The sequence below is a fragment of the Kitasatospora sp. NBC_00039 genome (genome assembly GCF_045160625.1).
GTDB lineage: Bacteria > Actinomycetota > Actinomycetes > Streptomycetales > Streptomycetaceae > Kitasatospora.
Window position 1 is genome coordinate 5,982,097 of sequence record NZ_CP108289.1, and the last position, 19,427, is coordinate 6,001,523.

Below are 19,427 nucleotides of genomic sequence, written 5' to 3' on the forward strand. Positions count from 1 at the left end.
GGGGAGAGGCCCCTGTGTCCGTACCCAGGTGGCTGGCATCAGGAGCTCCGACCGAGTTAGGAAAGTGGGTACCGCATGTACGCGATCGTTCGCGCAGGCGGCCGCCAGCACAAGGTCGCCGTCGGCGACGTGCTGGAGATCGACCGTATCGAGGCCAAGCCGGGTGACTCGGTGGAGCTCTCCGCCATCCTGGTCGTCGACGGTGACGCTGTCACCTCCGACCCGTGGGTGCTGGCCGGCGTGAAGGCTCACGCCGAGGTGGTCGACCAGACCAAGGGCGACAAGATCGTCATCCTGCGCTACAAGAACAAGACCGGCTACCGTCGTCGCCAGGGTCACCGCCAGCAGCACACCGCTGTGCGGATCACGAGCATCGACTCCGTCAGCAAGTAAGGGGATAGCGAGATGGCACACAAGAAGGGCGCAAGCTCTACCCGTAACGGCCGTGACTCGAACGCCCAGCGCCTCGGCGTCAAGCGCTTCGGCGGTCAGACCGTGAACGCCGGCGAGATCATCGTCCGCCAGCGTGGCACCCACTTCCACCCGGGCGCCAACGTCGGCCGTGGCGGCGACGACACCCTGTTCGCGCTGACCGCCGGTGCCGTGCAGTTCGGTACCCGTCGCGGCCGCAAGGTCGTCAACATCGTGGCCGTCGAGGCCTGAGTCCGACAAGACTCACAATGAAGGGTGGGCCGGAATGATCCGGTCCACCCTTCTTGCTTTACAGCAGGTCAACACTTTCTTCGCACTGGAGGCACACCCATGACCACCTTCGTGGACCGCGTCGAGCTGTACGTCGCCGCGGGTAACGGGGGCCACGGCTGCGCCTCCGTGCACCGGGAGAAGTTCAAGCCGCTCGGGGGGCCGGACGGCGGCAACGGCGGGGAGGGCGGCAGCGTCATCCTCACCGTGGACGCCCAGGTGACGACGCTGCTGGAGTACCACCACTCGCCCAAGCGCAAGGCGACCAACGGCAAGCCGGGCGCGGGTGGCAACCGCACCGGCGCCGACGGCCAGGACCTCGTGCTGCCGGTGCCGGACGGCACCGTGGTGATGGACAAGCAGGGCAACGTGCTCGCCGACCTGGTCGGCCACGGCACCAGCTTCGTCGCCGCCGCCGGCGGCCGCGGCGGCCTGGGCAACGCGGCGCTGGCCTCGGCCCGCCGCAAGGCGCCCGGCTTCGCGCTGCTCGGCGAGCCCGGCGAGGCCCGCGACATCGTCATGGAGCTCAAGTCCGTCGCCGACGTGGCCCTCGTGGGCTACCCGAGCGCGGGCAAGTCCTCGCTGATCTCGGTGCTCTCCGCGGCCAAGCCGAAGATCGCGGACTACCCGTTCACCACCCTGATCCCGAACCTGGGCGTGGTCACCGCCGGCGACACCGTCTACACCGTCGCCGACGTCCCCGGCCTGATCCCGGGCGCCAGCCAGGGCCGCGGCCTCGGCCTGGAGTTCCTGCGGCACGTCGAGCGCTGCTCGGCGCTGGTGCACGTGCTGGACTGCGCCACCCTGGAGCCCGGCCGCGACCCGCTGACCGACCTGGAGACCATCGAGGCCGAGCTGTCCGAGTACGGCGGCCTGGACGACCGCCCGCGCCTCGTCGCGCTCAACAAGATCGACGTGCCGGACGGCCAGGACATCGCCGACCTCACCCGCGCCTCGCTGGAGGAGCGCGGCTACCGCGTCTTCGAGGTCTCCGCCGCCTCCCGCAAGGGCCTGCGCGAGCTGAGCTTCGCGATGGCACAGATCGTCGCCGAGGCGCGGGCCGCCAAGCCGGTCGAGGAGTCGACCCGGATCGTGCTGCGGCCCAAGGCCGTGGACGACGAGGGCTTCACCATCACCGAGGAGGACGGCGCCTTCCGCATCCGCGGCACCAAGCCGGAGCGCTGGGTCCGCCAGACCGACTTCTCCAACGACGAGGCCGTCGGCTACCTCGCCGACCGGCTGGCCCGCCTCGGCGTCGAGGACAAGCTCTGGAAGGTCGGCGCCCACGAGGGCGACACCGTCATCATCGGCCCGGACGAGAACGCCGTCGTCTTCGACTGGGAGCCGACCATGGCCGCCGGTGCGGAGATGCTCGGTCGCCGTGGTGAGGACCACCGCTTCGAGAACCCGCGCCCGGCGGTCGACCGCCGCCGCGAGAAGCAGAAGGGCCGGGACGCGGCCGAGACCGAGTTCCTCAACTTCGAGGCGCTCTCCAGCGGCCGCCAGGCCGCCATCGAGGGCGACGACGAGGACGAATGAGCCTGAACGCCGCGGCCCCCGCCACCTTCCGAGGTGGCGGGGGCCGCGGCGTGTTCCCGGTGTGACGAAACGTTACTTCGACCAGGAGGCCTGGTACTTGGTCCGGTCGGCGTTGTCCGTGTAGGCGACCAGGGCGGCCGGCGCCTTGCCGGGGAGGCTCACGACGTCACAGCCCTTGACCTCCATGCCCTTGCCCGCGCCCTGGAACGTGGGGGCGGCGCACTTGGGGAGCGGCTTCGCGGAGTTCCCCGCGAAGGAGCCCTGCTTGCCCTCCTGGTCGAACACCAGGAACTTGGAGTTCGGCGCGCTGAAGGAGAGCTTCTTGTCGCCGAGGTTCTTGATGGTGTAGCTGACGTACACGAGGGTGCGGCCCTCCAGGCCCGCGGTGCTGACGCCGGCGGCCTTGAGGTCCTCGATGGAACCCGTCTCGTAGCCGGTGACGGTGATCTCCAGCTTGTTGTTCATGTCGAACGTCTTGTCGATGTACTCGACGGTGGCCGGCTGGCCGACCTTGACCGCGGTGGCGGCCTTCGGCAGGCCGGCGGCGCCGCCGGCAGCCGCGCCACCCGCGGCGGCACCACCCGCGGCGCCGGTCGCACCCGCGGACGGAGCGGTGGTCGCCCCGCCGGCGGCACCGGCCGCACCGCCCGCAGCGGCAGGGGAGGTGGCCGTACCGCCGGCCCCGCCGGTGGCGGCCCCGCCGGCGGTGGCCCCGCCGGCCGCCGCGGCACCGGCCGGCGTGGTGGCGGCCGCAGCGCCGCCGGCGGCGTCGGAGTTGTCCGGGCCGCAGGCGGCGAGCGAGAGTGCGGTGGCCGCCGCCAGGACGGCGACGGTGAGCTTCATGCTGTTCGAACGCATCTGTGCGCTAACTCCTGGGCACGCGCCCGCGAACCGTTCCCGGCCTGCCCATGCGGCGGTGCCCGATCCACGAATGATTGGAGACATGGGTACAGCGGGCAAGAAGCCGTCCCCCGATCTGGCTTTCGGTCAGGGACCATACCAGTCGGCCGGATTGCCGGACGCTCTGTGGCGAGGCCGTGACCGGGCCGGGTCCAGCCGGTGAAATGCCCGGCGGGCGGAGTGCGCCGATCGCGTAGATTGCGGATAACGGCAGGGCTCCGGCCCGTCGTACCCGCACCACACCGGAAGGGCGTACAGCGAGATGAGCGACGACTCACTGCGGGAGGAGGTGCTGACCGCCCGGCGGATCGTCGTCAAGGTCGGCTCCTCCTCACTCACCACGGCGGCCGGCGGCCTGGACGCCGACCGGGTCGACGCCCTGGTCGACGCCCTCGCCAAGATCCGCAGCCGCCCGGACGCCCCCGAGGTGGTGCTGGTCTCCTCCGGCGCCATCGCCGCCGGCCTCGCCCCGCTCGGCCTCGACAGGCGGCCCAAGGACCTCGCCCGCCAGCAGGCCGCCGCCAGCGTCGGCCAGGGCCTGCTGGTCGCCCGGTACACCGCCTCCTTCGCCCGGTACGGCATCCGCGTCGGCCAGGTGCTGCTCACCGCCGAGGACGCCAGCCGCCGCGCCCACTACCGCAACGCCTACCGGACGCTCGACCAGCTGCTGGCGATGGGCGCCATGCCGATCGTCAACGAGAACGACACCGTCGCCACCGCCGAAATCAAGTTCGGGGACAACGACCGGCTGGCCGCCCTGGTCGCCCACCTCGTCCGGGCCGACCTGCTGGTGCTGCTCTCCGACGTGGACGGCCTCTACGACGGCGACCCGAGCCGCCCGGGCACCAGCCGGATCTCCGAGGTGACCGGCCCGCACGACCTGGACGGCATCGAGATCGGCAGCGCGGGCAAGGCCGGCGTCGGCACCGGCGGGATGGTCACCAAGGTCGAGGCGGCCCGGATCGCCACCGGCGCGGGCATCCCCGTGGTGCTCACCGCCGCCAGCCAGGCCGCCGACGCACTGGCCGGCCGGCCCACCGGCACGCTGTTCCTGCGCACCGGCAGCCGCTCCTCCGACCGGCTGCTCTGGCTGGCCCACGCCAGCAGCCCGCGCGGCTCCCTGCACCTGGACGACGGCGCGGTCGAGGCGGTCGTCTCCGGGGGCGCCTCGCTGCTGCCGGCCGGGGTCACCAAGGTCGACGGCGAGTTCGCCGCGGGCGATCCGGTGGACCTTCTTGCCGAAAACGGCCACATCGTGGCGCGCGGACTGGTCAACTTTGATGCGAGGGAGTTGCCCCGCCTGCTCGGCCGGTCCACCCGCGACCTGGCCCAGGAGTTCGGCGCCGCGTACGAGCGGGAGGTCGTCCACCGCGACGACCTGGTCGTCCTGCGCGGCTGACCGGGCCGCGGGCGGCACGGGCGGCTCCGCACGGGGTGCACGCCAGGCCGCGGGCGAGGAGGGGCTCAGCCGTACGCGCCGGGCCGGGGCCGGCGGGTACGACGACACGACATCGCCGAACAGGAGGCCGCCGGTGGAACGCAGGCGCGAGGCAGCGCTGACCGGAGGAACGGCGGGCCGGCGGCTGACCGGTATCGACGGCGGACGCGGGAGCGACGACGCCGCCGAGCCGGCCGGTCCGCCACCGCACGGGCCCGGCGCGGTACGCGGCGCCCGGCCGGACCGGCGGGGAGAGACAGAGCCGCCCACCGTGCCCGAGCAGGCCCGGCTCTGGCACGTGGTGCTGAGCGTCTCCGGGCAGGTCACCCCGCTCTCCGAGCTGCGGGCCGGGCTGGAGCGGCTGGCGCACGACCACTCGTTCTTCCTGACCGCCCGCTACGCCGCCGACCACGCGGAGATCCGCTACTGGGAGCAGGCCCGCGACCTCCACGACGCGGCGGCGATAGCCCTGCGGCTGTGGGGCGAGCACAAGGCGACGGCGAAGCTGCCGCCGTGGGAGATCGTCGGCCTGGAGGTGGTCGACCGGGCGACGTACCACAAGCGGGTCGCCGAGGGCTTCGGCGATCCGCCGCCGCACCTGGGCGGCGTCCACCCGTACTGACCTCCGGGCCCCGACCCGCCGGCCCGTCCGGCCTCCGTCTCACCGGGCGAAATGCCCGGAGGGCGGCGGTTGCGGAGTCGCTACCCTTGGCGCATGACCAGCGACCTCGCCACCGCCGACAGCCCCGTCCTCGCCGTAGCGCGCCGAGCCCGGGAAGCCGCCGCCGCGCTCGCCCCGCTGCCGCGGCGGGCGAAGGACGCCGCGCTGCTGGCGGTCGCGGACGCCCTGGTGGCCCGCAGCGCCGAGATCACCGCGGCCAACGCCGAGGACGTCGCGCGGGCCCGCGAGGCCGGCACCGCCGAGTCGGTGATCGACCGGCTGACCCTCACCGACGAGCGGATCGCCGCGATCGCGTCCGACGTCCGCGACGTGGCCGGGCTGCCCGACCCGGTCGGCGAGGTGGTCCGCGGCTACACGCTGCCCAACGGTCTGGACGTCCGGCAGGTCCGGGTGCCGCTCGGCGTCGTCGGCATCATCTACGAGGCCCGCCCGAACGTCACCGTGGACGCCGCCGCCCTCTGCCTGAAGTCCGGCAACGCGGTGCTGCTGCGCGGCTCGGCCTCCGCGTACCGCTCCAACACCGCGCTGATCGCCGTGCTGCGCGACGCCGTGGCCTCGGCCGGCCTGCCCGCCGACGCGATCCAGCTCGTCCCCGGCGAGAGCCGGGACTCCGTGCAGGAGCTGATGCGCGCCCGCGGGCTGGTGGACGTGCTGATCCCGCGCGGCGGCGCCTCGCTGATCCGCACCGTGGTCGAGGGCTCGACCGTCCCCGTGATCGAGACCGGCACCGGCAACTGCCACGTCTACGTGGACGCGCAGGCCGACCCGGCGATGGCCGTCGGCATCCTGCTGAACTCCAAGGCCCAGCGGGTCAGCGTCTGCAACTCCGCCGAGACCCTGCTGGTCCACCAGGACATCGCCGACACCTTCCTGCCGCTCGCGCTCGCCGCGCTGGCCGGGGCCGGGGTGACGGTGCACGGCGACGACGCGGTGCTCAAGGCCGCCGAGGGCTCGCCCGCCACCGTGGTGCCGGCCACCGAGGAGGACTGGGAGACGGAGTACCTCTCCTACGACCTCGCCGCCGCCGTGGTGCCCTCGCTGGACGCCGCCGTCGCGCACATCCGCCGCTGGTCCTCGGGCCACACCGAGGCGATCGTCACCACCTCGCAGGCCGCCGCCCGACGCTTCACCCAGCTGGTCGACGCCACCACGGTGGCCGTCAACGCCTCGACCCGGTTCACCGACGGCGGTGAGTTCGGCTTCGGCGCCGAGATCGGCATCTCCACCCAGAAGCTGCACGCGCGCGGCCCCATGGGACTGCCCGAGCTGACCAGCACCAAGTACATCGTCACTGGTGACGGCCATGTCCGGGGCGAGGCGACGCAGACCGTCGGCGGCGCGGCCGACGCCGGCTGAGCCCCTTCGCGACGGGCTCCGTCACACGTGCGACGGACCAACTGCGAGGAGCCACAGACAAAACGCCCGCCCGGTAATACGCTGAATCCGTGGCTGAGGATGTGGGGGGCTTGCCGTACCCCGACGGCGCCGACCACGGTGGTGCGGACGACGAGTTCGCCACCGTGGTCTTCGATGAGGCCTTCGTCCGCTCCGCCGCCGTGCACGAGCCGACGGCCAAGGAGCGGCAGCTCGCCGCCGCCGAGGCCCGGTTCGAGCCGGACACGGCGACAGCGGGCTGGGGCTATGACGTCCCGGTCGGTGACGGGCTCCCGCTGGAGCTGCGCCCGTACCCGACCGGGCTCGACGACGACCGCCTCTACCCAGACCCGTGGTCGGGCCCCGGCCGGGCGGCCGGGCGCCGGACCCGCCGGTGGGGCCGGGCGGGCGGCTACGACCCGGTGCGGGCGCCGAGCGGGCGCTACGTCGCCCAGCAGCGCTGGCACCGGCCGGTGGCCTGGGTGCTCGCCGTGATCATGGGCGTGAGCCTGGTCGCGGTGGCGGTCGCGGCGGTCTACCAGGGCGTGGGCGGGGCCGGCAGCGGTACGCCCCGGCGGCCCGAGTCCGGCAGCAGCAGCGTGGGGGCCGACCCGGCGTCCTCGCCGGCCGAGCCGTCGCTCGTGGTCACCGCTCCGGCGGGCTGATCTCTGGGGGTGGTGCGCCCCGGGGCGGGCGGTCGCGGACCGTTCCCGGGAATGTGCGCGGGGACCCTCGTGGCGGGGTGCGGATGCGTCTTACCCTGGTGTCATGGGTGACCCGCGAGAGCCTCCGGAGGGTGCGCCCGACGGTGGTTCCGGAAACGAGGACGAGTACCGGTCCGTCGTGTTCGACGAATCGTTCGTCCGGGCTGCCCGCATCCAGGAGCTGTCCGCCCGGGAGCGGCTGGCCGGGTCCTTCGGCCGGGCCACCCGCCCGCGCGTGCGGCTCGGGCCGCTGGGCACCGTGCCGCGGCAGGCGCTCGCGCTGCTGCTGTTGATCCTGGTGGCCTTCTCCGCCGCCGTCTACTTCGGCATCAGCGCGCCGAACCGGCAGGCCTCGCGGCCCGAGGGCAGCCAACTGACCGTCAGCCTGGTGGCGTTGAGCCCGGCTTCGACGGTCCGGCCGGTCGCCGACCCGGCCTCTCCGTTCGCCGGGCTCCCGGCCGGCTACGGTGACGGCGCGCTCGGTCTCGGGACGCCCACGGGGGCGGCCACCGAGCACTTCAGCAGGGTCGAGGTGACCAAGGCGCTCGACACCGTGCAGCGCTACCTGGTCGCCTCCTCGCTGGCGCCGGTGGCGCTGGTCCAGGGGGCCACCGCCGACGTGCGGGTCTTCGTCACGCCCGGCGAGCAGTCCCAGTTCGACACCAGCGTGGCCCGGCCGGTCGACGACCGGCACCACGCGCTGACCGGCTGGGTGGTCCGCTTCGACCCGGCGCAGGTCGCGCTGGCGGCCGACACCGTGAAGGTGGCGGGCGCGATGCGGATCGACGAGGCGGACAGCGGGACGCTGCAGATCACCACCGACCACACCTTCGTCTACGCCCTGAAGCCGGCCGGGGCGCCGAGCGGCGCCCCGGTGACGCTGGAGACCGTGCGGCGGCAGCTGACCTTCCAGTTCGACCGGATCGACCTGGCCTCCGCCCAGCTGCGGCTGGTGGACTCGGTGCTGCAGGCCGGACCGGTGCCGTGCACCGGCTCGCTGGCGGCCTTCGTCCAGCCGGTGCTGGCCAGGCCGGACGGCACCCCGGCGCCCAGCCCGACGGCGATCGACCCGGGCAACCACGCCCGGCCGGCCTGGCAGGTCTGCGGCGTGCTGGCGGGCGGCTGAACGGTCCCGTTCCGCGCCCGGACGCGCCGACGGCCCCCGGCGGGGAGCCGGGAGCCGTCGGGCGGAGCGGCGTCAGCCCTGGTCGCGGCCGTCCTGCCCGTCGCGGGGCGCGGAGTTGGTGCCGCGCGCGGCGCCGGCGAAGGTGTCGCGGAGCTTGCCGCCGACCGTGGCCGCGCCGCCGGCGACGTCGCGGATCAGGCCCATCAGCGGGTCCTTGCTCTCCTTCACCGAGCTGCTGTAGTGGTCGGCGGCGGCCTTCCACTGCTCGCCGACCGAGGTGTCGGCGTCGTCGGTGCGGCGCGGGTAGGCACCGGCCAGGATCGAGCGGTACTCGTCGCTCTCCGCCCACTTCTTCAGCTTGGCGACCCGCACCACGGCGAACGGGTGGCTCTGCGGCAGCACCTGGAGCAGCTTGAGCACGCCGTCGCGCAGGTCCCCGGCCTTCTCGTACTCCTCGGCCTGCTCCAGGAAGGCGTCGACGTTCATCTCGGCCAGGTTGTGGCCGCCGGCCAGCTTCATCAGGGCCCGCATGGACGCCTGGAGGTCCTGCCCGGCGAGCAGCCCGGCGCGGTCGCTGGAGAGCTCGGCCTTGCGGAACCACTCCTTGAGTGCGGTGACGATCGCCATGATCGCCAGGTTGCCGAGCGGCACCCAGGCGATCCGCGCGGCGATGTTGGTGAGGATCAGCAGCATCGTCCGGTAGACCGCGTGGCCGGACATCGCGTGGCCGACCTCGTGGCCGATGACGGAGCGCAGCTCCTCCTCGTCCAGCAGCTCCACCAGGCCGCTGGTGACCACGATGATCGGGGTGTCGATCCCGATGCAGTACGCGTTGACCGTCGGGTCCTGGCTGACGTAGAGGTCCGGGACCTTCTCGAGGTCCAGCACGTAGGCGGCGTCGCGCACCATCCCGTACAGCTCGGGGAACTGCCGCTCGGACGTCTTCACGGCGGTGGCCAGGAACATCAGCCGGATCGCGCGCTCGGAGACCAGGCCGGCGAGCCTCTTCAGCACGTCGTCGAAGCCGGTCAGCTTGCGCAGCGCGACCAGGGCGGAGCGGTCCGCCGGGTGCTCCCAGGCCCTGGTGGAGATCTCCGGGAAGCGCTGGCGGCGCCGGCTGGGGGTCTTCGCGGTGATGTCGGTCATTGGTGTGAGTACCTCCTGGTCGAACGGCGGCCCCGGCCGCTGGCCGGCCCCCGCTGGTCTTCGCCTGCAACGACTGTCTGTGCAACGTCCGTGGTTGCGTACTCGTCCCCGCGCTCACCCTACGTGGCCCGGAGCGGCGCGGCCGGGGCCCGAGGGGGCGGTGGGCGGCGCGGGTGTGAGGCCGGTTTACCCTGAATGCCCTGGAGAGCCGAGACCAGACCTGGCCGCGGTACCGAGCAGTCCGAGGAGCCCGCAGATGTCCACCGACGCCCTTGTCAGCCTGGCCGGCCCGATCTCCACGGAGAACGGCCCGGGACTCTTCCTGCGGGTCATCGTGGTGGCCTCGTTCGTCGGTGTCGGCCTGCTGGCCTGGATCCTGCTGCGGGCCGGCCGCAACAACTGAGCACCCCACCGGGCATCCTCCCCGCGCTCCGCGCGCTCTCCGGGCGTCCGGCGCCCGCCTCGCCGCCGGGGCCCGGCTCACACCGGATCAGACGCGGTGGGCCGCCGAGCGGTTGCCTTGCAGGCCCCCGTACGATGACGGGTGGGCCCTCACCGGCCCGCACACCCCCCTGGTCCGTCATCCGAGCCGAGAAGGTCCGCCGACCATGAGCACTGCCGCCGCACTTCCCGTCCTGAACCTGCTCGCCTCCGAGGGCGAGGGGGGCAACCACGAGAGCCTCAACCCGTATCTGACGGGTGGCGCCGCGCTGTTCATCCTGCTGCTGCTGCTCTACGTGACCACCCGCTTCAACCGGGACCGCTGAGCCGCGCTCCGGGACCGCCCGGCCTCGGTCCGGGGCCGCGGGCCCTCGATTCGGGGCCGCTCGGGGAGCGTCCGGCAGGCGTGCCGGCCGCTCCCTCACGCATCTCCAGGGCGCTCGCACCCGGGCGTTCCCGCACCGTAACGGGCGTCGCGTATGGTGTGACGCCATGGGAGAGCAGGCCGGGAATCCCGGCGGACCGGCACCGGTGAAGAAGCGCCTCGGCGTGATGGGCGGCACCTTCGACCCGATCCACCACGGGCACCTGGTCGCCGCCAGTGAGGTGGCGAGCGCGTTCCACCTGGACGAGGTGATCTTCGTTCCGACCGGGCAGCCGTGGCAGAAGACCGACCGGCACGTCACCCCGGCCGAGGACCGCTACCTGATGACGGTCATCGCCACCGCGGAGAACCCGCAGTTCTCGGTCAGCCGGATCGACATCGACCGCGAGGGCCCGACGTTCACCGTCGACACCCTGCGCGACCTGCGCGCCATGCACCCGGACGCCGACCTGTTCTTCATCACCGGCGCCGACGCGCTCGCCCAGATCCTCTCCTGGCGGGACTCGGAGGAGCTTTTCTCGCTCGCCCACTTCATCGGCTGCACCCGGCCGGGGCACACTCTTTCGGACGCCGGGCTTCCGGTGGGCGGGGTCTCCCTGGTGGAGGTCCCGGCGCTGGCCATCTCCTCCACGGACTGCCGCAACCGGGTCGCCAAGGGCGAGCCGGTCTGGTACCTCGTCCCGGACGGCGTGGTCCGCTACATCGACAAGCGGGCGCTCTACGCGCCGCACGGGACCTGATCCCCGGAGGGGCCGACCGATGAGCGATCGCAGGGGACCGCAGGACGACTGGTCCACCGGGCAGTACCCGCAGCACGGGCAGCAGTACGACCAGTACGGGCAGCCGGTGCAGGGTGGCGGTTACGAACAGCAGCACGGGCAGCAGTACGACCAGTACGACCAGTACGGGCAGCCGGTGCAGCAGCCGTACGGGCAGGACCAGTACGCGCCCTACCCGGGGCAGGGCCAGGACCAGTACCAGCAGGCCTACCAGCCGTACGGGCAGCCGGTACAGGGTGGCGGTTACGAACAGCAGCACGCGCAGCAGTACGACCAGTACGACCAGTACGGGCAGCCGGTGCAGCAGCCGTACGGGCAGGACCAGTACGCGCCCTACCCGGGGCAGGGCCAGGACCAGTACCAGCAGGCCTACCAGCCCTACGAGCAGCCGCAGCAGTACGCGACCGGGGCGATGCCGGTGGTCACCGAGCCGGAGCCCGGGCCCGCAGCCGCGGCTCCCACGGCCGTCCCGGCGGCGGCGCCGGTGCCGCCGCGTCCGCGCACGCCCCGCCCGGCCGCGGCCGAGCCGCCCGTCCGGCCCGAGCCGCCGTCCGAGCAGGTCGGCGGGAGCCGCGCGGCCAGGGCCGCCGGCGCCGGCAAGGCGCCCAAGGACGACTACCCCACCGGCGAGTTCACCTTCGTCGACGAGGAGGCGGAGGAGTCCGAGGACGTCATCGACTGGCTCAAGTTCGCCGAGTCACGCAGCGAGGTGCGCGCCGAGCGCCGCCGCAAGCTGCGCAACCGGCTGGTCGGCGTGGGCGTCGTGCTGGCGCTCGCGGCGGCCGGCACCGGCGGCTACCTCTGGTTCACCGGCGCGGACAAGCAGAGCGCGGCCACGGCGGCCGGCCCCCGCCAGGTCAACGTGGTGCACCTGCGCGACCTGCAGGGCAAGGTCTCCAGCGCGCTGCTGGTCAACGACTCCGCCGGGCACAAGGGCACGGTGCTGCTGCTGCCCGACACCCTGCGGCTGCCCGGCCCCAGCGACCCGCCGGTCACCACCGTCGGCCAGGCCATGGACAGCATCGGCCCGTCCGCCGCCCGCGACGGCCTCACCACCGTGCTCGGCGCCCCCGTGGCCGGCACCTGGCGGCTGGACACCCCGTACCTGGAACTGCTGGTCGCCCAGCTCGGCGGCGTCCGGGTCGACACCAACGCCGAGACCCACGAGGGCGGCAAGCCCGACGGCAAGCTGCTCTCCGCCGCCGGCAAGAACACCCTGCTCAGCGGAAAGGCGGCGGTCGCCTACGCCACCCTCCAGGCGGCCGGCGAGAACCGGGACACCCAGCTGGCCCGGTTCGGCCAGGTGCTGGACGCCGTGGTGCGCACCATGCCCACCGACTTCAAGGACGCCAAGGACGACGTGCACCGGATGAACGCGGTGCTGGACCCGTCCCTGCCGGAGGACGCCCTGGCCGGGGTACTGGGCCAGCTCGCCCAGCAGGCCAAGGACGGCCACCTCGCCACCACCGTGCTGACCGTCAAGCCGGACGGCTCCCTGGACGACGCCACCGCCGGCAAGCAGGTCAAGGACGTCCTCGGCAGCACGGTGAAGTCCGCCGTCACCGGCGACGCCCCGGCCCGGGTCGCCATCCAGGACGCCACCGGCAACGACCAGGCGGCCGCCGCCGCACAGGTCCAGGTGGTCAACGCGGGCCTCACCTTCATCCCCGGCGGGGCGAAGACAGCGCCGCAGGCGGCCAGTGAGATCCGCTACACCGACGACGCCCGGCAGGCCGCGGCGAAGTCGCTGGCGATCAGCCTCAACCTGCCGGAGACGGCGGCCAAGAAGGTCACCGACGCGCAGAACGCCGACCTGGTGGTCGTCCTCGGCAAGGACTACCAGCCGCCGAAGGCCCAGTAGCGCGGCCCGGCCCGGCACGGCGGGCCCGGGCGGCCCCGGAAAACGGTTCCGGGGCCGCCCGGACGGCGTGAGATCCTGGAAGGCGATGCCCGGCCGCGCGCCGGGCTCGCCCCCAAGCAGCCGAGCCGGAAGAACACCGTGACCGCCACCGAGCACAGCCAGAACCTCATCACCGTCGCCGCCCAGGCGGCGGCCGACAAGCTGGCGCACAACATCATCGCGTTCGACGTCAGCGAGGTGCTGTCGATCACCGACGCCTTCCTGATCGCCTCCGCGAACAACGACCGCCAGGTCAAGTCGATCGCCGAGGAGATCGAGGACCAGCTGCGCGAGCAGCTGGACATCAAGCCGGTGCGCCGCGAGGGCGAGCGCGAGGGCCGCTGGATCCTGCTCGACTACCTGGACATCGTGGTGCACGTCCAGCACTCCGAGGAGCGCTCCTTCTACTCCCTGGACCGCCTCTGGAAGGACTGCCCCGAGCTGCCGCTGCCGGCCGACGCGCTCGCCTCGCGCAACCGCCCCGACGCGGACACCGACGCCGCCGGCAACGCCCTCTCCCCGGCCGAGGCCGCCCCGGCGGACAACTTCGGCGCCGAGGACTACACCGCCGAGGACAACAGCTGAGCCGGGACGCGCGGGGCCCGCGCATCGTCTTCTGGCGGCACGGCCAGACCTCCTGGAACCTCGAATCGCGCTTCCAGGGCACCACGGACATCGAGCTGACCGGCCAGGGCGTCCTGCAGGCCCAGCGGGCGGCCCGGCTGCTCTCCGGCCTGCGCCCCGACCTGCTGATCTCCTCCGACCTCCAGCGCGCCCGGCGCACCGCCGACGAGCTGGCGGAGGTCACCGGCCTGGACGTGCAGCACCACGAGGGGCTGCGCGAGACCTACGCCGGTTCCTGGCAGGGGCTCACCAACGCCGAGATCCGCGAGCGCTTCCCCGAGGAGTACGAGGCCTGGGCGCAGGGCGAGCTGGTGCGCCGCGGCGGGGGCGAGCTCTCCACCGAGGTCGCCGACCGCTCGGTGCCGGTGGTGCTCGAAGCGGTCGGGAAGCTGCCGGAGAGCGGCACCCTGGTGGTGGTCAGCCACGGCGGCACCATCCGCACCATGCTCGGGCGGCTGCTCGGCCTGGAGCCGGCGCTCTGGGAGTGCTTCGGCGGCCTGTCCAACTGCTGCTGGTCCGTGCTGGGCCGGGGCGCGCGCGGCTGGCGCCTGCTGGAGCACAACGCGGGCACCCTGCCGCAGCCGGTCATCGGCGACGACACCTGAGAGACGCCGGAGCGGTGCCTGCGGGGGCGGATTTCGCAGTTCCGGGCCTGACCAGTTAGAGTCTTCCTCGTTCGCACGGAGGGAACGCGGCCCGGAAAAAGGGAAGCGGGAAATCCGGTGAGTGCGGGGCTGTAGCTCAGTTGGTAGAGCGCTTGCATGGCATGCAAGAGGTCCGGGGTTCAATTCCCCGTAGCTCCACTCCGCACCTGCGGTCCGCGAGGGCCGTGCGTGTCGCGGGGCTGTAGCTCAGTTGGTAGAGCGCTTGCATGGCATGCAAGAGGTCCGGGGTTCAATTCCCCGTAGCTCCACAGACAGCGGGAAGGCCGCCACCCACCGGGTGGCGGCCTTCGGCGTTTCCGGGCACCGGGATCGATCACCTGCGGGCGGCGGGCCACCGGCCGCGGGGGATCTCCAGGCCGCGGGGAGCACCGACTGCGGCGGAGCACCGGACGTGGCGGAGGGCCGGCTTCGGCGGAGCGCCGGCCGTGCCGGACTGCCGGCCGCGTCGGACCGCCTGCCGTGCCCGCCGGTGTTCAGGGGCGGCAGCTGTGCTTCCAGCCGCCGCGCGGCAGGGCGGCGAGCCGCTCGATCCGCTCCCGGTCCTCCAGGCCCTCCGGCAGGTAGACCACGATGTACGTCTCGGGCACCCCCGGCATCGTCAGGTACGAGGCGTTCAGCCGCAGCACCCCGACCTCCGGATGCCGGAACACCCGCAGCCAGGTCGCCGGCGGTGCCACCTCCTGCCGGTCCCACAACTCCCGGAAGAGCTCGCTGCCCGCGTAGAGCTGCTGCACGTGCTCCTCCCAGACCGGCTCGCCGACGTGCTTGCCGTACGCGGAGCGCAGCACCGCGACCATCCGGGGCAGCGCCTCGTCCCGGTTCAGGAAGGGATTGCAGCACGGATCCGAGAAGAGCGTGCACCAGATGCTGTTGAACGTGCCGTTGGGGGTGACGCTCCGGTCGGTGCCGAACAGCGACTCGTACCCCCGGTTGTACATCAGTACGTCGAACCGGGCGTTGGACACCGCCGCCGGCAGCGGCGCGAGCGCGTCCAGGATGACCTGGGTGGACGGTTCGAGGACCGGCGGGTCGGACGGCGAGCGGGGAACGGCGGCCACCCCGGCCAGCCGGAACAGGTGCTCCCGCTCCGTCGCGTCCAGCCGCAGCGCCCGGGCCACCGCCAGTAGCACCTGCTCACTGGCGTTGATCGGCCGCCCCTGCTCCAGCCACGTGTACCAGGTGACCCCCACCCCGGCGAGCTGCGCGACCTCCTCGCGGCGCAGCCCCGGCGTCCGGCGGCGCAGGCCGGGCGGCAGGCCGACGTCCTCGGGCGTGACCCGGGCCCGGCAGGCCTTCAGGAACCGGGCCAGTTCCGTTCGGCGGCGGTCCTGCCGGCGCGGCTCGAGGGCGGTGACGGTGTGGTCGTCCAGAACGGTCATACCCGCCATCGTGCCGCAGACCGCGCCGCGCAGACAGGTGCTGCCAGTACCAGGATCAGCAGGCTCTAACCACCAGTACCCGCCGGGCCCCATGCTGGAGTCATGACGGACCTTCAGATCCGGCCCCGCGTGGCCGGCGGCACCACCCCCGGCCCGGCCACCCGGCCCGGGATGCTCCTCGCCCTCGTCCTCTGCGGCCAGTTCATGGCCGTCCTCGACGTTTCCATCGTCAACGTCGCCGTCCCGACCATCCGCACCGACCTGCACGCCTCCGGCGCCGCGCTCCAACTGGTCATCGCCGGCTACACCATCGCGTACGCCGTGCTGCTCATCACCGGCGCCCGGCTCGGCGCCCGCTACGGCTACAGCCGGCTGTTCCAGCTCGGCCTGGCCGCCTTCACCGCCGCCTCGCTCGCCTGCGGCCTCGCCCCGGCCACCGGGTGGCTGATCGGCTTCCGCCTGCTCCAGGGCGCCGGCTCGGCCCTGATGGTGCCCCAGGTGATGAGCCTGCTCCAGCGGACCTTCACCGGCGCCGCCCGCACCCGGGTGCTCGGCCTCTACTCGGCGGTCCTGGCCGTGGGCATGGCGCTCGGCCAGGTGCTCGGCGGGGTGCTGGTCAGCGCCGACCTGTTCGGCACGGGCTGGCGCCCGGTGTTCCTGGTCAACGTGCCGATCGGGCTGGCCCTGCTGGCGGTCGGAGCCCGGCTGCTGCCGAGCATGCCGGGCGACCGCGACCGCGGCTTCGACCTCCCCGGCCTGGTGGTGCTCGGCGCGGCCCTCGGGCTGCTGGTGGTGCCGCTGGTGCTCGGCCACGAACTGGGCTGGCCGGTCTGGGGCTGGGTGATGCTCGCCGGCAGCGCCGCCCTGTTCGCCCTGTTCGTGGTGGTCGAGCGGCGGATCGCCCGGCGCGGCGGCCAGCCGCTGATCTCCGGCCGGGTCCTGCGGGCACCCGGGCTGCGCCCGGCGGCCGGCGGCCTGTTCGTGATCATGGCGGCCTTCGCGGGCTTCCTGTTCGCCTTCGCCCTCCACCAGCAGGCCGGGCTCGGCCACAGCGCGTTGCGGGCCGGGCTCTGCTCGGCGCCGGTCGCGGTCGGGTTCGGGGTGTCCAGCCTGCGCTGGCAGCGGCTGCCCGCCCGGCTGCACGGCGTCCTGCCGGTGCTCGCCACCGTCCTGCTCGCGCCCGGCTACCTGCTGCTCGGCGTCCTGCTCGGCGACGGCGCGGAGATCGGCACGGTGGCGCTGCTGGAGATGACCGTGCTCGGGCTGGTCGCGGGCTGCGCGTACGCGCCGCTGTTCGCCCGGGCGCTGGGAGGCGTCGCCCCGGCGGACGCGGCGGACGCCAGCGGCGTGATGGTGACGGTCATCCAGCTCGGCCAGGTGGTCGGGGTGGCGGTGCTCGGCTCGGTCTTCCTCGGCGGGGCCGACCTCCCGGCACCGGCCCGCGACTCGGGGCATGCGCTGCTGGTGACCACCGGCGTGATCGCGGTGGCCGTCGCGGCCGCGGCCGTCTTCGCCGCCCGCACCCGGCGGTCGGCCGGGTAGGGCGTGCGGGGGTGCCCGCGGATCCGCCGGCCGGCCTGCCCGCGTGCCCGGCGGCGGACGCGCCCCGTACCTGCCCGCCGGGCCTTCGAGCGGTACGTCCGGGCGGTGCGGAACCTCCCGGACGTACGTCCGGTCAATGGATTCGTGGAGCACCCCTTCGACCGTGTAAAGTAGTCGATGTCGCCGAGGGAAACGGAAGAAAACCTCCGGTGACAACGCAGGTCAAGGGGCTGTAGCTCAGTTGGTAGAGCGCTTGCATGGCATGCAAGAGGTCCGGGGTTCAATTCCCCGTAGCTCCACAGGAATCGAAGGCCGCCTCCCGTTTCGGGGGGCGGCCTTCGGTGTTCCCGATGGTTCTCCGGGGTTGCGGTGGGTCGGCCGTGGGCCGGGGTCCACGGGTCTTCCGGCGGCGGCCGGTTTTCGTGAACGCCTCGGCAGCCGGCCCCGGGGGACCGCTACCGTCGTGCCATGGCCGATCTGGAGCGCAGGCGCAACGAGGAGTTGGCGCGGATACTCCACCAGCTGGGCTGGAACCCGGAGCGGCTCGCCCGCGAGGTGAACCTCACCCTGCCTCCCGGCCTGGCCATCAGTTCCACCGCCCCGTACAAGTGGCGCGACCGCGGCATGGTCCCGCGCAGCCCGCACGACCAGACCGTCTGCGAGGTGCTCGGCCGCGCCCTCGGCATCGCCGTCACCTACGAACAGCTCTGGGGCCGGATGGGCGGCAACCGGGGCGCCAAGATCCTCTCGCCGCACCTGCTCACCGACCCGTGGACCGCCGACACCGCCCAGACCGCGCTGCGTGAGGCGGCCACCGACGCCGGCCCGGTCCGCCTCACCGACCTCTTCCGCGGCGCCGACCTCGACCAGGCCGCCCGGCGGCTGACCACCCCGCCGCCACCGGTCGGCGGCGGTGAGGGCGCGCTGCGGATCGACCCCGGTCTGGTGGGCGACCTCGGGCTCTCCCACCGGAGCAAGCAGCGGCTGGAGCGGGCCTGCGGCGGCGGGCTGGTGCTCGGCCCGGCCCGGGCCGAGCTGGCCATGGTCGCCAAACTGCTGGAACTCGGCGGGTACGACGAGCGCCTCGGCCGCGCCCTGTACGGGACGGCCGCCCGGTTCGCCCGGCTGGCCGGCTGGGCCGCGTACGACCTCGGGCACGAGGCGGCCGCCCAGCGGGCGTTCGTCGCCGCGCTGCGGGCCGCGCACCTCAGCGGGGACCTCCGGCTCGGGGTGGGCGTGGTCGGCTGCCTGGTGGTGCTGGCCACCCAGAGCACGGGCGGACGCGGGCTGGACGCGCGGGGGCTGGACGCCGTCGGCGCGCTCGCCGGGGCGCTGGAGGCGGCCGGGGACGCGCTGGGCCCGGCCGACCGGGCGTTGCAACTCGGCCGGATCGCCCGGGCGCACGGGCGGCGGGGCGAGCCGGCGGAGGCGCGGGCGGCGGCCGAGCTCGCGTTCGCGGAGCTGGACGGGCGGGTGGGCGCGGGACGGCCGGGCGGGAAAGACTTCGCTGGGCCGGACGGGCAGGACTTCGCTGGGCCGGACGGGCGGGCGGGGGGTTTGGACAGGGGCGCGGTCGTGGGTCCGGCCGAGGGCACCGGGGCCGCCTCGATGGCGGCCGACGGGTACGGGCAGGTGCGGGCGGATCTCGCGGGCATGGTGGGGGAGGGGCACCTCTTCCTCGGCGACCACCGGCGCGCCCAGGCCCTGCTCGCCGAGGCGGTGGCCGGCCTCGGTGACGGCCGGGCCCGGGCCCGGGCGCTGTTGATGGTCCGACTGGCCGACTCCCAGCGCCGCACCGGCCGCCACGGGGAGGCCGCCGCCACCGCCGACCGGGCCCGCGCGCTCGCCGCCGGCATGCAGTCCGAGCGGGTCGCCCGGGCGCTGCGCGACTTCGACGTGGCCTCCCGTGCGGGATTGCCGGGAGAGGCCTGATGCCCTTGCGGTACCCTGAGCCCATGCGAACTGTGCGCCTGCTCCTTAGCCGGCCGCGCTGACCAGGACCGGCCCCGTTCACGGGCGGTTGCCGGAGTCGGCGTGGCATCCCCTCCTGCGAGGGGCTTTTTTGTTTTCCACCGCCTTTTCCGCAAGCGCCGCACCGGCA

General features: G+C 73.7%; 19 protein-coding genes and 3 tRNA genes. 19 read left to right on the forward strand and 3 right to left on the reverse strand.

Going from position 1 to position 19,427, the window contains the following annotated elements; genetic code table 11:
- The first annotated feature begins 75 nt into the window (after nucleotides 1–75).
- From rplU to obgE, 3 genes are all read left to right on the forward strand, one after another.
- The gene (gene rplU / locus OG286_RS26550; protein WP_396323182.1) at nucleotides 76–393 is read left to right on the forward strand and encodes a 50S ribosomal protein L21; all 318 of its coding nucleotides are present in this window, start codon (nucleotides 76–78) and stop codon (nucleotides 391–393) included.
- A gap of 12 nt (nucleotides 394–405) precedes the next feature.
- Nucleotides 406–663 carry a 50S ribosomal protein L27 gene (gene rpmA, locus OG286_RS26555; protein WP_148645173.1) on the forward strand — a complete coding sequence of 86 codons (258 nt, stop codon included), beginning with the start codon at nucleotides 406–408 and terminating at the stop codon, nucleotides 661–663.
- Nucleotides 664–762: 99 nt separating this feature from the next.
- Nucleotides 763–2,241: a GTPase ObgE gene (obgE, locus tag OG286_RS26560; RefSeq protein WP_396323183.1), complete on the forward strand. Its 1,479-nt coding sequence runs from the start codon at nucleotides 763–765 to the stop codon at nucleotides 2,239–2,241.
- 72 nt (nucleotides 2,242–2,313) lie between these two features.
- Here obgE and OG286_RS26565 read toward each other — a convergent pair whose 3' ends face one another.
- On the reverse strand, nucleotides 2,314–3,099 hold the full coding sequence (locus OG286_RS26565; RefSeq protein ID WP_396323184.1) for a hypothetical protein: 786 nt from the start codon (nucleotides 3,097–3,099) through the stop codon (nucleotides 2,314–2,316).
- Between the two features lie 304 nt (nucleotides 3,100–3,403).
- On the opposite strand from OG286_RS26565, the gene proB reads away from it, so the two are divergent.
- The 5 genes from proB to OG286_RS26590 all read left to right on the forward strand — a co-directional run bounded on the left by proB (nucleotide 3,404) and on the right by OG286_RS26590 (nucleotide 8,465).
- Nucleotides 3,404–4,540 (forward strand): glutamate 5-kinase, encoded by a 1,137-nt coding sequence (gene proB, locus OG286_RS26570; protein WP_396323185.1) that lies wholly within the window; start codon nucleotides 3,404–3,406, stop codon nucleotides 4,538–4,540.
- Nucleotides 4,541–4,673: 133 nt separating this feature from the next.
- Nucleotides 4,674–5,201, forward strand: coding sequence for a hypothetical protein (locus OG286_RS26575; protein WP_396323186.1), 528 nt, complete (start codon nucleotides 4,674–4,676; stop codon nucleotides 5,199–5,201).
- 93 nt (nucleotides 5,202–5,294) lie between these two features.
- Nucleotides 5,295–6,617: a glutamate-5-semialdehyde dehydrogenase gene (locus OG286_RS26580; protein WP_396323187.1), complete on the forward strand. Its 1,323-nt coding sequence runs from the start codon at nucleotides 5,295–5,297 to the stop codon at nucleotides 6,615–6,617.
- 89 nt (nucleotides 6,618–6,706) lie between these two features.
- Nucleotides 6,707–7,300 carry a hypothetical protein gene (locus OG286_RS26585; protein WP_396323188.1) on the forward strand — a complete coding sequence of 198 codons (594 nt, stop codon included), beginning with the start codon at nucleotides 6,707–6,709 and terminating at the stop codon, nucleotides 7,298–7,300.
- Between the two features lie 103 nt (nucleotides 7,301–7,403).
- Nucleotides 7,404–8,465: a hypothetical protein gene (locus tag OG286_RS26590; RefSeq protein WP_405365819.1), complete on the forward strand. Its 1,062-nt coding sequence runs from the start codon at nucleotides 7,404–7,406 to the stop codon at nucleotides 8,463–8,465.
- 72 nt (nucleotides 8,466–8,537) lie between these two features.
- On the opposite strand, the gene OG286_RS26595 is transcribed toward OG286_RS26590, so the two are convergent.
- On the reverse strand, nucleotides 8,538–9,611 hold the full coding sequence (locus OG286_RS26595) for a M48 family metallopeptidase (protein WP_396323190.1): 1,074 nt from the start codon (nucleotides 9,609–9,611) through the stop codon (nucleotides 8,538–8,540).
- 256 nt (nucleotides 9,612–9,867) lie between these two features.
- Between OG286_RS26595 and OG286_RS26600 the strand changes: the two genes are divergently transcribed.
- The 8 genes from OG286_RS26600 (at nucleotide 9,868) to OG286_RS26635 (ending at nucleotide 14,653) form a co-directional block, all read left to right on the forward strand.
- Nucleotides 9,868–10,014: a hypothetical protein gene (locus OG286_RS26600; RefSeq protein ID WP_396323191.1), complete on the forward strand. Its 147-nt coding sequence runs from the start codon at nucleotides 9,868–9,870 to the stop codon at nucleotides 10,012–10,014.
- Between the two features lie 205 nt (nucleotides 10,015–10,219).
- The gene (locus tag OG286_RS26605; RefSeq protein WP_396323192.1) at nucleotides 10,220–10,378 is read left to right on the forward strand and encodes a hypothetical protein; all 159 of its coding nucleotides are present in this window, start codon (nucleotides 10,220–10,222) and stop codon (nucleotides 10,376–10,378) included.
- Between the two features lie 166 nt (nucleotides 10,379–10,544).
- The gene (gene nadD / locus OG286_RS26610; RefSeq protein ID WP_396323193.1) at nucleotides 10,545–11,177 is read left to right on the forward strand and encodes a nicotinate-nucleotide adenylyltransferase; all 633 of its coding nucleotides are present in this window, start codon (nucleotides 10,545–10,547) and stop codon (nucleotides 11,175–11,177) included.
- 19 nt (nucleotides 11,178–11,196) lie between these two features.
- On the forward strand, nucleotides 11,197–13,077 hold the full coding sequence (locus OG286_RS26615; protein ID WP_405365820.1) for a LytR C-terminal domain-containing protein: 1,881 nt from the start codon (nucleotides 11,197–11,199) through the stop codon (nucleotides 13,075–13,077).
- 138 nt (nucleotides 13,078–13,215) lie between these two features.
- Nucleotides 13,216–13,701 (forward strand): ribosome silencing factor, encoded by a 486-nt coding sequence (rsfS, locus tag OG286_RS26620; protein ID WP_396323195.1) that lies wholly within the window; start codon nucleotides 13,216–13,218, stop codon nucleotides 13,699–13,701.
- Complete coding sequence (locus OG286_RS26625) at nucleotides 13,698–14,345, forward strand: histidine phosphatase family protein (RefSeq protein WP_396323279.1); 648 nt, start codon at nucleotides 13,698–13,700, stop codon at nucleotides 14,343–14,345. Before rsfS ends, OG286_RS26625 begins: the two co-directional genes overlap by 4 nt.
- Nucleotides 14,346–14,470: 125 nt before the next feature.
- Nucleotides 14,471–14,543, forward strand: a tRNA-Ala gene (locus OG286_RS26630).
- Nucleotides 14,544–14,580: 37 nt separating this feature from the next.
- Nucleotides 14,581–14,653 (forward strand) — tRNA-Ala (locus tag OG286_RS26635).
- 225 nt (nucleotides 14,654–14,878) lie between these two features.
- Here the strand turns inward: OG286_RS26635 and OG286_RS26640 are convergent.
- Entirely contained in the window at nucleotides 14,879–15,784 is a 906-nt protein-coding gene (locus tag OG286_RS26640) for a helix-turn-helix transcriptional regulator (protein ID WP_396323196.1), read from the reverse strand.
- Nucleotides 15,785–15,886: 102 nt separating this feature from the next.
- On the opposite strand from OG286_RS26640, the gene OG286_RS26645 reads away from it, so the two are divergent.
- The 3 genes from OG286_RS26645 to OG286_RS26655 all read left to right on the forward strand — a co-directional run bounded on the left by OG286_RS26645 (nucleotide 15,887) and on the right by OG286_RS26655 (nucleotide 19,258).
- Nucleotides 15,887–17,326, forward strand: a complete 1,440-nt coding sequence (locus tag OG286_RS26645; protein WP_396323197.1) for an MFS transporter — start codon at nucleotides 15,887–15,889, stop codon at nucleotides 17,324–17,326.
- Between the two features lie 226 nt (nucleotides 17,327–17,552).
- Nucleotides 17,553–17,625, forward strand: a tRNA-Ala gene (locus OG286_RS26650).
- Between the two features lie 169 nt (nucleotides 17,626–17,794).
- Nucleotides 17,795–19,258 (forward strand): hypothetical protein, encoded by a 1,464-nt coding sequence (locus OG286_RS26655; protein ID WP_405359818.1) that lies wholly within the window; start codon nucleotides 17,795–17,797, stop codon nucleotides 19,256–19,258.
- The last annotated feature ends 169 nt before the right edge of the window (nucleotides 19,259–19,427 follow it).

Bases quoted from the DNA above. Each gene is read 5' to 3' on its own strand.
- OG286_RS26600 (WP_396323191.1), top strand. From the start codon at position 9,868: ATGTCCACCGACGCCCTTGTCAGCCTGGCCGGCCCGATCTCCACGGAG.
- rplU (WP_396323182.1), top strand. From the start codon at position 76: ATGTACGCGATCGTTCGCGCAGGCGGCCGCCAGCACAAGGTCGCCGTC.
- proB (WP_396323185.1), top strand. From the start codon at position 3,404: ATGAGCGACGACTCACTGCGGGAGGAGGTGCTGACCGCCCGGCGGATC.
- nadD (WP_396323193.1), top strand. From the start codon at position 10,545: ATGGGAGAGCAGGCCGGGAATCCCGGCGGACCGGCACCGGTGAAGAAG.
- OG286_RS26590 (WP_405365819.1), top strand. From the start codon at position 7,404: ATGGGTGACCCGCGAGAGCCTCCGGAGGGTGCGCCCGACGGTGGTTCC.
- OG286_RS26645 (WP_396323197.1), top strand. From the start codon at position 15,887: ATGACGGACCTTCAGATCCGGCCCCGCGTGGCCGGCGGCACCACCCCC.
- OG286_RS26565 (WP_396323184.1), bottom strand. From the start codon at position 3,099: ATGCGTTCGAACAGCATGAAGCTCACCGTCGCCGTCCTGGCGGCGGCC.
- OG286_RS26615 (WP_405365820.1), top strand. From the start codon at position 11,197: ATGAGCGATCGCAGGGGACCGCAGGACGACTGGTCCACCGGGCAGTAC.
- obgE (WP_396323183.1), top strand. From the start codon at position 763: ATGACCACCTTCGTGGACCGCGTCGAGCTGTACGTCGCCGCGGGTAAC.
- OG286_RS26580 (WP_396323187.1), top strand. From the start codon at position 5,295: ATGACCAGCGACCTCGCCACCGCCGACAGCCCCGTCCTCGCCGTAGCG.
- rpmA (WP_148645173.1), top strand. From the start codon at position 406: ATGGCACACAAGAAGGGCGCAAGCTCTACCCGTAACGGCCGTGACTCG.
- OG286_RS26640 (WP_396323196.1), bottom strand. From the start codon at position 15,784: ATGACCGTTCTGGACGACCACACCGTCACCGCCCTCGAGCCGCGCCGG.
- OG286_RS26605 (WP_396323192.1), top strand. From the start codon at position 10,220: ATGAGCACTGCCGCCGCACTTCCCGTCCTGAACCTGCTCGCCTCCGAG.
- OG286_RS26595 (WP_396323190.1), bottom strand. From the start codon at position 9,611: ATGACCGACATCACCGCGAAGACCCCCAGCCGGCGCCGCCAGCGCTTC.
- OG286_RS26655 (WP_405359818.1), top strand. From the start codon at position 17,795: ATGGCCGATCTGGAGCGCAGGCGCAACGAGGAGTTGGCGCGGATACTC.